Source organism: Microbacterium sp. IO18 (assembly GCF_049099505.1).
Lineage (GTDB): Bacteria > Actinomycetota > Actinomycetes > Actinomycetales > Microbacteriaceae > Microbacterium > Microbacterium aurugineum.
In genome coordinates this window covers 848479-860436 of the sequence record NZ_JBMJAF010000002.1, presented here as the reverse complement: position 1 = coordinate 860436, position 11958 = coordinate 848479, and the positions used below count along the sequence as shown (strand labels likewise).

General features: G+C 68.9%; 9 protein-coding genes and 1 riboswitch. Of the genes, 6 read left to right on the top strand and 3 right to left on the bottom strand.

The genetic code is table 11. From position 1 onward, the window contains the following. Positions 1-23 precede the first annotated feature (23 nt). Positions 24-1085: an enoyl-CoA hydratase/isomerase family protein gene (locus tag ACLF6J_RS15880; protein ID WP_134352359.1), complete on the top strand. Its 1062-nt coding sequence runs from the start codon at positions 24-26 to the stop codon at positions 1083-1085. Between the two features lie 171 nt (positions 1086-1256). Here ACLF6J_RS15880 and ACLF6J_RS15875 read toward each other — a convergent pair whose 3' ends face one another. Then, positions 1257-1646 carry a GntR family transcriptional regulator gene (locus tag ACLF6J_RS15875; RefSeq protein ID WP_047520986.1) on the bottom strand — a complete coding sequence of 130 codons (390 nt, stop codon included), beginning with the start codon at positions 1644-1646 and terminating at the stop codon, positions 1257-1259. Then, positions 1646-2707 carry a hypothetical protein gene (locus tag ACLF6J_RS15870; RefSeq protein WP_134352358.1) on the bottom strand — a complete coding sequence of 354 codons (1062 nt, stop codon included), beginning with the start codon at positions 2705-2707 and terminating at the stop codon, positions 1646-1648. The genes ACLF6J_RS15875 and ACLF6J_RS15870 overlap by 1 nt, the downstream gene beginning before the upstream one ends. 232 nt (positions 2708-2939) lie before the next feature. Between ACLF6J_RS15870 and ACLF6J_RS15865 the strand changes: the two genes are divergently transcribed. Then, on the top strand, positions 2940-4667 hold the full coding sequence (locus ACLF6J_RS15865; protein ID WP_134352357.1) for an ABC transporter ATP-binding protein: 1728 nt from the start codon (positions 2940-2942) through the stop codon (positions 4665-4667). Further along, on the top strand, positions 4664-6916 hold the full coding sequence (locus tag ACLF6J_RS15860; protein WP_134352356.1) for an ABC transporter ATP-binding protein: 2253 nt from the start codon (positions 4664-4666) through the stop codon (positions 6914-6916). The genes ACLF6J_RS15865 and ACLF6J_RS15860 overlap by 4 nt, the downstream gene beginning before the upstream one ends. A gap of 72 nt (positions 6917-6988) precedes the next feature. Here ACLF6J_RS15860 and ACLF6J_RS15855 read toward each other — a convergent pair whose 3' ends face one another. Next, positions 6989-8845, bottom strand: coding sequence for a D-alanyl-D-alanine carboxypeptidase (locus tag ACLF6J_RS15855; RefSeq protein ID WP_134352355.1), 1857 nt, complete (start codon positions 8843-8845; stop codon positions 6989-6991). An 82-nt stretch (positions 8846-8927) separates the two neighbouring features. Then, positions 8928-9039, top strand: a riboswitch (TPP riboswitch). On the opposite strand from ACLF6J_RS15855, the gene ACLF6J_RS15850 reads away from it, so the two are divergent. The 3 genes from ACLF6J_RS15850 (at position 9030) to ACLF6J_RS15840 (ending at position 11913) form a co-directional block, all read left to right on the top strand. Next, the gene (locus tag ACLF6J_RS15850; RefSeq protein WP_208526484.1) at positions 9030-9683 is read left to right on the top strand and encodes an ECF transporter S component; all 654 of its coding nucleotides are present in this window, start codon (positions 9030-9032) and stop codon (positions 9681-9683) included. (Overlaps the previous riboswitch by 10 nt.) Next, complete coding sequence (locus ACLF6J_RS15845; RefSeq protein ID WP_208526572.1) at positions 9680-11137, top strand: ABC transporter ATP-binding protein; 1458 nt, start codon at positions 9680-9682, stop codon at positions 11135-11137. Before ACLF6J_RS15850 ends, ACLF6J_RS15845 begins: the two co-directional genes overlap by 4 nt. Continuing rightward, positions 11134-11913 (top strand): energy-coupling factor transporter transmembrane component T family protein, encoded by a 780-nt coding sequence (locus ACLF6J_RS15840; RefSeq protein WP_134352353.1) that lies wholly within the window; start codon positions 11134-11136, stop codon positions 11911-11913. The genes ACLF6J_RS15845 and ACLF6J_RS15840 overlap by 4 nt, the downstream gene beginning before the upstream one ends. The last annotated feature ends 45 nt before the right edge of the window (positions 11914-11958 follow it).

Sequence of the window (11958 nt, the reverse complement as noted above, 5' to 3'; positions counted from 1 at the left end):
GGCGAAGCGGTAACCTGGCACGCGTGACCGAATCCCAGGCTGCATCCCGTGTCCTCATCCGCACCGAAGGAGCACTCGGGCGGCTCACCCTCAATCGTCCGGAGGCGATCAACGCGCTCGACGAGGGGATGATCGAGACGCTCACCGAGGCGCTCGACGCCTGGCGCGACGACACCGACGTGCAGATCGTGCTGATCGACGGGGCGGGGGAACGCGGCATGTGCGCCGGCGGAGACGTGCGTGCGCTGCACGCGCAGATCGTCGCCGGGGAGTCCGAGCGCACCGCCGAGTTCTTCCGCGCGGAGTATGCGTTGAACGCGATGATCGCGGAGTATCCGAAGCCGGTCGTGGCGTTCGCCGACGGCATCACGATGGGCGGGGGGATCGGCCTGGCTGGTCATGCGGCGATCCGCATCGTCACGGAGCGGTCGAAGCTGGCGATGCCCGAGACCCGGATCGGGTTCACGCCCGATGTCGGCGGCACCTGGCTGCTCGGACGAGCGCCCGGCCGATTCGGGGAGTATTTCGGACTGACCGGCGCGACGATGAGCGGAGCGGATGCCGTCTACCTGGGGTTCGCCGACCACTTCGTGCCGTCCGATCGTCTGGACGCGCTGCGGGAGGCCCTGGCGTTCCGTGCGGATCCGACCGGCCCGAGCGAGATCGTCCTGCTCTTCGACGAGACGCCTGAGCCCACGCAGCTGCCCGCATCGAAGGCGTGGATCGACGAAGCGTTCTCGGCCGCGACCGTGAGCGAGATCATCGACCGCCTGCAGGCGCAGGGCACCGCGGAGGCCGCCGCCACGGCTGAGCTCTTGGCGGGCCTCGCCCCCACCGGCCTCACGGTCACGCTCGATGCCGTGCGCGAAGCGCGCGAGCTCCCGGGGTTGCGGGCTGCCCTCGAGGGCGAGTACCGGCGGGTGCTGTGGTTCGTCAACGAGCACCCGGACCTCGTCGAGGGCATCCGCGCGCAGCTCGTCGACAAGGACCGCAACCCGAAGTGGGACCCGCCGACGCTGGCCGAGCTCGCCCCGGATGCGGGTGCCCCGGCGCGGGCGTACGTGCCCCGGCCGCCGCTGTTCTGACGCTGCGCGGTGTGCGGGGCCGCCGGGAGTGTGCCCGCGTGCGGTGCACACCCGTCGGGAGCGTGCCCGCTTGTCGGACGGTTTCGGCCGTTTCCAGTCGGTTCGGCCCGGAACTCCCGACAGGTGGGCAGGGAGTCCCCGACACGTGGGCCGGGCCGGAGCGGGATCGGGCTACTCCCCGGCGTCCTCTGGCGTCGTCCGCGACTGCCAGATCGTCCGCAGCACATCGACGATGTCGTCGAGCTCGGCGCCGAGGGGGTCGGCCTCGTCGACCAGGTCACGGAGGCGGCGGATCACCGAGGCCGGGAGGACCCCGGCCGACTCGGAGACACGCGTGCCGGCGGCGGTGCGCGAAATCACCAGTCCGTCCGCCTCGAGCATCTTGTAGGCGCGTGCGGCGGTGCCGGGAGCGACGCCCAGATCGCTCGCCGTCTGGCGGACGGTCGGCAGTCGTTCGCCGGCACCGAGCTGGCCCGAGACGATGAGGCCGCGCAACTGCCGGTAGATGTCGAGCGCAGGATTGGTCTCATCTGCCGCCGAGAGCTTCGGATTCGGGCTCATCACACGGCCTCGCTGTCGGCGGGGCTCTCGGCCTCGGTGCCCGTACGCGCGCCGTGATCGCGCGGGTACAGCTGCCCGATCACCAGGAAGAGGAGCACGAAGGCGGCGATCTCCAGCAACGGTGCCAGACCGCCTCCGACACCTGCGATCTCGCCGTATCGCCAGAATGCCGTGTAGGAGTCCGAGCCGCCGTCGCGCTGGACGGTCAGACCGACGACCGATCCGGCATCGGCGATGAACCGCCACGCCCCCGCAAGGGTGAGGAGGAGCGCCGACGTCGCCGTCCGGGTGATCGCCGTCGCGACATCGCGGCGTTCCCGCTGCTCTGCGGCCACCGTCTCCGGGCGCAGGAACGGGCGGACGGCGCTCGCGTGGAGCGCGGCCACCATGACTGCCAGGAGGACCGCGGTGCAGATCAGCACGGGGATGCCGTACGCCCAGCCGTAGAACCAGGGTCGGAGCGGGTCGATCGGCTCGTTGTTGATCTCGATCTCGAGGAAGACATAGGGACCCCCGTTGATGTTCGACGAAGCGAGACCGGCCAGGACCGTGGTCGCCGTGAGAGCAAGCACTGCGAGGGCGGCTCCCGCCGTTCCTGCGCGCGGACTGAAGGTCAGCCACGTGCGGCGGGGAACGGCGACCGGTCGTTCCGGGGGTGTGCTCCCGAGGGTCGCGACGATCGCGAGCAGGAGTCCGATGCCGACGGACGCCGTGAACACCGGCATCGCGTACCGCCACCAGGAGATGACGCCGTTGAGATCGAGCACGTATCCGGAGATCAGATTGTCGGCGAGGAAGACGACGACCACTCCGATCGCCGTCAGACCGATCGTGCGGTGCTCTCGCGAGTAGCGGGCGACGACGCCGCCGGCTGTGGCCGCCCCGAGCCGTATCCGGCTCTCCCTCTGCGCGCGCCTTCCGGGGAACACGCAGATGCCGCACGCGATGACCGCCGCGACGACCAGAGAGACCCACGGCATCGTGAAGAGCGCGCCGAGCATCTGCCAGCCATCCAGGCGCCACAGAGCGGAGGCGAGCGGGGAGGCGAAAAGGTCAGGCATGCGGAGTCCGTTCTCTTTGTACTGCATGTCTATCACAAGTTGTATCAGTGCGTAAATACAAGCTCGGACCGAACCGCTGTTCGCACGGGAAACCGGTTCGCTGTCAGCGAAGGTCCGTCCACAGGGGGATACGAATGTCCGCGGATCGTGGCACTCTGTCTTGTGGCCGGTTGTCGGTCGGCATCCGTCTGCCGAGAAACCCGCCGCTTCATCCTTCCTAGAAAGTCCGCCTGTGCTGGGAAAAATCCTCTTTCGCTATCTCTCTCGATACCGGTGGCTGTTGCTCGCGGTGCTGGTCTTCCAGCTCGCCAGCGTGGCAGCGACCCTCTACCTCCCGCGCCTGAACGCCGACATCATCGACAAGGGCGTCGCCCGCGGTGACACCGCCTACATCTGGGGCACCGGCCTGTTCATGCTCACGGTCTCGTTGGGTCAGATCATCGCCTCGGTCACCGCGACCTACTTCGCCGCGCGCGCCGCGATGGGTGCCGGACGCGACATCCGTTCCGACGTGTTCGGCAAGGTCAGCGGCTTCTCCGAGCGCGAGGTCTCCCAGTTCGGTGCCGGCTCACTCATCACCCGCAACACGAACGACGTGCAGCAGGTGCAGATGCTCGCCATGATGGGCGCGACCATGCTCGTCACGGCGCCGCTGCTCGCGATCGGCGGCATCATCTTCGCCGTGCAGACCAACGTCGGCCTCAGCTGGCTCATCGCGGTCTCCGTGCCGCTGCTGCTGATCCTCGCCGCTCTCGTGATCGGGCGCATGGTCCCACTGTTCCGCAGTTACCAGGGCAAGCTCGACAACGTGAACCGCATCATGCGGGAGCAGCTCACCGGTGTCCGCGTCGTCCGTGCGTTCGTGCGCGAGGGCATCGAAGAAGAGCGCTTCCGCGGGGCGAACACCGACATCATGGTCGTCGGTCGCAAGGTCGGCTCGTTGTTCGTGCTGCTCTTCCCCCTGTTCATGCTCATCCTCAACGTCACCGTCGTCTCGGTCATCTGGTTCGGCGGCATCGAGGTGAACAACGGCACGGTGCAGGTCGGCACGCTGTTCGCCTTCATGCAGTACATCGGCCAGATCATGGGCGGCGTGATCATGGCGAGCTTCATGGCGATGATGATCCCGCGCGCTGCGGTCTCGGCCGAGCGCATCGGCGAGGTGCTCGACTCCGAATCCACGCTGATCCGTCCCGAGAACGGCGTCACCGAGTTCCCGGTACCGGGATCCCTGGCGCTCGACGACGTCGAGTTCACCTACCCCGGAGCCGATTCCCCGGTCCTCACCGGCATCAGCTTCGCGGCTCAGCCGGGCGAGACCGTCGCGATCGTCGGTTCGACCGGATCGGGCAAGACGACGCTCGTGTCGCTCATCCCGCGTCTCTTCGACGTCTCGGGCGGCGCGGTGCACGTCGGCGGCACGGACGTGCGCGAGGCCGACGTCGAAGCGCTGTGGGACAGCATCGGACTGGTGCCGCAGCGTCCTTTCCTCTTCACCGGAACCGTCGCATCGAACTTGCGCTACGGGCGTGAAGATGCGACCGACGAAGAACTCTGGCATGCGCTCGACATCGCGCAGGGTCGCGACTTCGTCGAGGAGATGCCGGACGGACTCGATTCGCGGATTGCGCAGGGTGGTACGAACGTCTCGGGCGGTCAGCGCCAGCGTCTCGCGATCGCGCGTGCGATCGTGCACCAGCCGCAGATCCTCGTCTTCGACGACTCGTTCTCGGCGCTCGATCTGACCACCGATGCCCGGCTCCGCCAGGCGTTGTGGAGGGAGCTCCCGCATGTGACGAAGATCGTGGTCGCCCAGCGCATCTCCACCATCACGGACGCCGACCGCATCGTCGTCCTCGACGGCGGCACGATGGTGGGCGTCGGCACGCACGAGGAACTGCTCGAGACGAGCGAGACCTACCGCGAGATCGTCGAGTCGCAGCTGGGGGTGGACGCATGAGCGAGCAGAACAAAGAACAGGGCAAGCCCACGCGTAGCCGCCGTCAGGCCACGGCTCCCGTGGCCGAGGTCGAACTGACGGCGGAGGAGAAGTACGAGGCCGAGCTCGCGGAGCAGGCCCGACAGAACTCCGGCGACTGGGACAGCGTCGCGCCGGGCAAGGCCGACAACTTCGGGCCGAGCTTCGCGCGCATGATCGGGTTGCTGAAGCCCTCGGCACTCTGGTTCGTCTTCGTGTCGATCCTGGGTGCGCTGGGCGTCGTGCTGACGGTCGCCGCGCCCAAGGTGCTCGCCGAGGCGACGAACCTCGTCTACAAGGGGTTCATCTCCATCCAACTCGGGCAGCCGAACGGCGACTCCCCGGGGTTCCCGGCAGGAACATCGCAGGACGTCGTGGTCGAGGCGCTGCGAGGCGCGGGTCAGGACGACTTCGCGAATCAGGTCGGCGCGCTGGGTGACTTCACGGTCGGTCAGGGTGTCGACTTCGGCGCGCTGCGCCTGGTCATCGCCGCCGTCCTCGCCATCTATGTCGCCGCGGCGTTCCTCACCTGGATCCAGGGGTACGTCATCAACGTGATCATGGTGCGCACCATGTGGCGGCTGCGCGAGGCGGTCGAGGCGAAGATCAACCGTCTGCCCCTGTCGTACTTCGACAAGGTGCAGCGCGGTGAGCTGATCTCGCGCGTCACGAACGACATCGACAACATCACCCAGACGATGCAGCAATCGCTGTCCGGTGCGCTCACCTCCGTGCTCACCGTGATCGGCGTGCTCGTGATGATGTTCTCGATCTCCTGGCAGCTCGCCCTCGTCGCCCTCATCACGCTGCCGCTGATGGGTGTGATCTTCGGCATCATCGGTCCGCGCTCGCAGAAGGCCTTCGGCACGCAGTGGCGCAAGGTCGGACGGCTCAACGCCCGCGTCGAGGAGGCGTTCTCCGGTCACGCGCTGGTGAAGGTCTTCGGACGCGAGAAAGACGCGCTCGACAAGTTCCAGGCCGAGAACGAAGAGCTGTTCCAGGCCAGCTTCAAGGCGCAGTTCCTGTCCGGCATCATCATGCCGGCGATGATGTTCGTCGGAAACCTCAGCTACGTGGGCATCGCGGTGCTCGGTGGTCTGATGGTCGCGAACGGACAGCTCCGTCTCGGCGATGTGCAGGCGTTCATCCAGTACTCGCAGCAGTTCACGCAGCCGCTCTCCGAGCTCGGCGGCATGGCTGCGGTGGTCCAGTCGGGTACGGCGTCGGCGGAGCGCGTGTTCCAGCTCCTCGACGCGGACGAGCAGGAGGCCGACGATGCCGATGCTCCGGAGCTCGTCGAGGGCAAGGGCGTCATCGAGTTCGAGAACGTCGCATTCTCGTACACGCCGGATCGTCCGCTGATCAAAGACCTGTCGTTCCGGGTGGAGCCGGGGCAGACCGTCGCGATCGTGGGGCCGACCGGTGCGGGGAAGACGACCCTGGTCAACCTGATCATGCGCTTCTACGAGCTCAGCGGCGGACGCATCATGCTCGACGGTCAGGACATCGCCGAGGTGACCCGGGATGAGCTGCGGTCGCGCACCGGCATGGTGCTGCAGGATCCGTGGCTGTTCGCGGGGAGCATCCGCGAGAACATCCGCTACGGCCGCTCCACCGCGACCGACGACGAGGTCCTCGCCGCGGCGAAGGCGACCTACGTCGACCGCTTCGTCCACGCCCTCCCCGAGGGCTACGACACGGTGCTCGACGAGGATGCCGCGAACGTCTCCGCGGGCGAGCGTCAGCTCATCACCATCGCGCGCGCGTTCGTCGCACAGCCGTCGATCCTCATCCTCGATGAGGCCACGTCGGCCGTCGACACCCGCACCGAGCTGTTGCTGCAGCACGCGATGGCCGCCCTTCGCAAGGGACGCACGTCCTTCGTGATCGCGCACCGTCTGTCCACCATCCGCGATGCCGACCTCATCCTCGTGATGGAGCACGGTGACATCGTGGAGAAGGGCACGCACGACGAGCTGATCGCCGCGCAGGGAGCCTACTGGCGCCTGTACCAGTCGCAGTTCGAGCAGGCGGCCACAGACATCGACGCCGAAGAGGCCCTCACCGGCTCGACGCCCGTCGTGGTCACCGGTGACGCGGACGAGGAGAGCGTGCACGCGGCTGCGGCCGTCGCCGGCGCGTCGGTGGGGGCGCAGGTTCCTGCCGCCGAGACGGCTGCTGCCCAGGCGCTTCTCGAGGAGGGGGCCGACGGCTCCGCCTCTCGCGACTGAGCGGCATCACGCAGACGCCCCATCCTGCTCACGCGGGATGGGGCGTCGTGCTGTACCCGGTCGGGCGAAGTGTCAGGACCCGTCGTCCGTGATCCCGAGCAGTTCCAGGGGATGGGTCAGGCGCCACCACGGGCTCGGCCCCTCGACGTCATCGGCCAGGACCAGGGGAACCGTCACGGTGTTGAGCGGTCCGGCCGCGGTCAAGGTGCCCACGGTGGCGTCCTCGTCCCGCTTGTCGCCGAGATCGAAGGCCGTGGTCGCGGTGGCGACAGCACCGTTCCAGAGCACGACATCGGCATCGGATTCGGTGACCACGTCGACCTTCTCGCCCCAGTCGGTCGTGACCTGTCCGACGACCGTGCCCTTCGCGACCGCTGCCTCCTGTGCGTCCAGGGCGGCCTCCGTCTCGGCGAACAGCGAACGGGTGAGAGCAAGGCGCTCGTCGTCGCCCGCCTGATTCAGCGCCGCCGCGAACAGGTGCACCGTGGTGTCCCCGATCGTCAGGTCTTTCGCCGTCAGCAGGTTCCAGCCGACCAGCGTGCCGGTCTTGATGCCGACGACGCCCGGATCGGCGAGCATCCCGTTGGTGTTGACGACCGTGCCCGCACCCGGGAGGTCCACTGACCGGGTGCCGACGATCTCCGCGAACACGGGGTTCTGCATGGCCAGCTCACCGAGCTTGATCAGGGCCGCAGGGGTAGCCACATTGCGCTCGTCGAAACCGGAGGGGGTGACCACCGTGATGTCGGTGAGCGCACGATCGCGCAGCCACACCTCGGCGGCGGCCGCGAACTCCTGGTCCGAGCCCCAGATCTCGGAGGCCAGCCGGTCGATGTAGTTGTTCGCCGACCCGAGGAGTGTGCCCTGGAGCATCTGGTACTCGGTGAGGACGCCGTCGACGGGGACATCCAGTGCAGACTGATCGCTGCGCCGGTAGTTCCAGTAGTCCACGCTGTCGCCGTAGGTGAAGCCGAATTCCGGCCCCTGCTCGCCGAGGGCGAGGGGCATGCGGTCGAGCACCATCAAGCTGCTCACGACCTTGGTGATGCTCGCGATGCTCACCGGATCGGTGATCGCCGCCGCGGTGGTGAGCCCGGCGATGCCGACGGACGCGCTGCCCTCACTCGGCCAGGTGATCGTCGCGGCGGGAGCGGGAACCGTGTCGAACTCGACGGACTGCGCCGTCGGCGGAACCTCGTGCAGCGGCCAGAGCAACGTCGTGCCCGCATAGCCGGCGACCAGCGCGGTGAGCGCGACGAGCGGCACCAGGATTCCCGGGCGAGCGATGGCCGGCCGCAGGCGAGCCCCACGGAGGAGTCCGCCGTTCTGTTCGGTTTCCGGGGTCTGCTCGAACGTCGCCGTGGCCGTGTGCGCACCGATGGCGGCGGCATCGACCCAGGTCAGTGCGGTCGCGCCCGTCTTGTCGTCGGCCCACTGCACGGCCGCGCCGTCGACGAGCGCTTCGGCCTCATCGGGCTCCTGCGCCTCCTCACCCTCGCCGCGTCGGCGGGGGTCGAAGGGCGGCTTCGTGAGTGGCGGAGTCGCGGGACCATCCGCCGGCTCCGGGTCGTGCACGGGCTCCGGATCGTGCACGGGCTCCGGGTCGAGCACGGGCTCCGGATCGGACGCCGGCGCGGGGTCGTCTGACGAAGCCGTGCCGCGACGTCGTGCGGGCGTCCGGTCGACCGTGAACAGCGCGCCGATCGCGGCGGCGTCGACCGGGACAGCGGAGACGACGGAGGGATCCGACGGGGGCGTGTCGCCGGCGAAGAGTCGATCGGCGGCGAAGGGTGCGGCGCTCTCCGATGCGGGGGCGGCGGGGTCCGACGCGATCGCCAGTTCGTCCACAGGCCCGGAGGGGGCGGCCGTCCGCGAGCCGTCGTCGCTGACGACGCCCGTCGCCTCGTCGGCGGGATCTGAAGCGGTCACTCGTTTACGGTACCCAATCCCCGGCGTGTTCCGCGGCGCGAAGCCCTGTCGCCACGCCGGTGTCGCCACCGGGTAAGATCATCAGCACAACCACGGGAGTCCGGCGAGCCGGGCTGAGAGGGAGCGAATCGCGCTTCGACCGTCGAACCTGATCTGGGTCATGCCAGCGCAGGGAGGAGTTCAGATGAGTACGTCCACGTCCGCATCCGCGAAGCAGACATCCGCCGCGAACGGTCTGCGACCCACGTCGATCTGGCGCTGGCGCGTCGTCGACATCGTCGTCGCCGCTGTCCTCGGCGTCGCGATCGGCCTCGTCTTCTGGGGCTGGAACACCATCGGGTACGCCTGGTTCGGCGCCGCCGACGCCCTGACGCCGGGTCTCGGCGGCATCGCCGTCGGCATCTGGCTGCTCGGCGGCGTCGTCGGCGGCCTCGTGATCCGCAAGCCGGGCGCCGCGCTGGTGGTCGAGCTGGTCGCGGCGATCGTGTCGATGCTGATAGGCAACGTGTGGGGCGTCTCGACCGTGCTGTCCGGCATCGTGCAGGGCCTCGGTGCGGAGATCATCTTCGCGCTGTTCTTCTATCGTCGTTTCGGAATCGTGGTCGCCGCGCTCGCGGGTGTCGGCGCAGCGGTCGCCGCCTGGGTGTTCGAGCTGTTCTACGGCAGCTCGCCGAACATCCTGAAGTCGCTCGAGTTCAACACCATCTATCTGGTCAGCGTCGTCGTCTCCGGCGCGATCCTCGCCGGCGTGGTCGGGTGGCTGCTCGTGCGGGCCCTCGCCGTCACCGGCGCACTCAACCGCTTCGCCGTCGGGCGAGAGCACGTGCGCGAGGTCTGAGCGTGAGCTTCGCCGCCCCGGCCCGCGTGCAGGCTGCGGGCTGGGGCTGGCGGTACGCCGGTCGAAAGCGCCCCGCCGTCGCCGACGTCTCGTTCACGATCGAACCGGGCGAGCGGGTGCTGCTCCTCGGCGCTTCGGGCGCGGGCAAGTCGACTCTGCTCGCCGGTCTCGCCGGCGTCCTGGGCGGCGATGACGAGGGGGAGCGGACCGGTGCCCTGCGCATCGACGGCGCGTCCCCGGAATCGCGGCACGGTCGCGTGGGGCTCGTCCTCCAGGACCCCGATGCCGGAATCGTGCTGTCGAAAGTCGGCGATGATGTGGCGTTCGGCTGCGAGAATCTCGGTGTCGCGGCGTCCGAGATCCCGGGCCGAGTCGCGGAGGCTCTCGACGCCGTGGGCCTCGACGTCTCGCCGCAGCGTCCTACGAAGGCGCTCTCGGGCGGCCAGAAGCAGCGACTGGTGCTGGCCGGCGTGCTCGCGATGCGCCCGGGCCTGCTGCTGCTCGACGAGCCGACCGCGAACCTCGACCCCGAGGGCGTGCGCGAGGTGCGGGCGAGCGTCGAGCGGGCCGTGGTCTCCTCGGGTGCGACATTGATCGTCGTCGAGCATCGCACGCCGGTCTGGGTCGATCTGATGACGCGTGTGATCGTGCTGGCCGCCGACGGCGGGCTGCTCGCGGATGGGACGCCCGAGCACGTGTTCGCGGTCCACGGCGATGTGCTCGCCGATGCGGGGGTGTGGGTGCCCGAGCGGGGCATCGACCTGCCCGTGCTGGAGCGGGTGACGGCAGCCGATGCGCTCTCCGCCTCCGGGCTCGCGATTGCGAGGGAAGCGGGCGTCGTCGTGCAGGCGGGACTCGACCTGCACGTACCGCGGGCGAACGCGACCGTGATCACCGGGCCCAACGGGGCGGGCAAATCGACCCTTGCGCTCACGCTCGCCGGACTCATCCCCGAAGAGGCAGGAGAGGTGCGGTCGGCACCCGAGTTGGCGGGGCGCAAAGGCACCCGCCCGATCCGGTGGACGTCGCGCGAGTTGCTCACGCGCATTGGCATGGTCTTCCAGGAGCCGGAGCACCAGTTCCTCACCCAGACGCTGCGTGACGAGCTCGCTGTCGGGCCACGCGCGCTCGGCTGGGACCGTGCGAGGACGGACGCCGTGGTCGACGATCTCCTCGAGCGCCTCGGCCTCGCGCCACTCGCGCTGGCCAACCCGTTCACGCTCTCCGGCGGGCAGAAGCGGCGGCTGTCCGTCGCGACGGCGTTGGCGGGTGCACCGGAAGTGATCGTGCTCGACGAGCCGACGTTCGGTCAGGACCGGCGTGGATGGATCTCCCTCGTCGCGCTCCTGCAGGAGGAGATCACGCGTGGACGGTCGATCATCGCGGTGACGCACGACGATGCCGTGGTCCGACATCTGGGTGGTCATCGCATCGAGTTGGGGGCGGCAGCGTGACGGCGATCGAGACCGCACGGCCGGTATGGCTCGACGGGGTGAACCCGGTGACGAAGCTGGTGCTCGCCGTGCTGCTGTCGGTGCCGTTGTTCGCGTCCATCGACATCACGAGCGCGCTGGCCGCGATCGTCCTGCAGCTGCTGTGCCTGCCGCTGACCGGACTGCGTCTCCCGACGGTGCTGCGGAGGCTGCTCCCGATCATGATCTTCGCGCCGATCGCCGGCGTGAGCATGCTGCTCTACGCCGAACCGGCCGGACGGATCTATTGGACCTTCGGGTTCGCGACGATCAGCGAGGACTCCATCACCCTCGCGATCGCGGTGAGCCTGCGCGTGGTCGCGCTCGGGCTGCCCACGATCCTGCTCTTCGGCGGCACCGACCCGACCGAACTCGCGGATGCGCTGGCCCAGGTCGCCAAGCTCCCGAGTCGCTTCGTGCTGGGCATCCTCGCCGGTACGCGGATGCTGGGCCTGTTCCTCGATGACTGGCGCACCATGAGCCTGGCTCGTCGTGCGCGCGGTGTGGGGGACCGGGGCGTGCTCCGACGGTTCTTCTCCATGGCCTTCGTGCTGCTCGTGTTCGCCGTGAGGCGCGGCTCCAAACTGGCACTCGCGATGGAAGCGCGCGGCTTCGGCTCCGACATCCCCCGCACCTGGTCGCGTCCGTCGCGGCTGCACCCGAGAGACGCGGTGGCGCTGATCGGCGGCATCGCGATCATGGCGCTCGCGCTCGCCGCTGCTGTCGTCGTGGGCACGTTCCGCTTCGTGTGGAGCTAGGGTCTGTCGCCACCCGCTCGATACGTCGGCGCGATCTCGCTACGG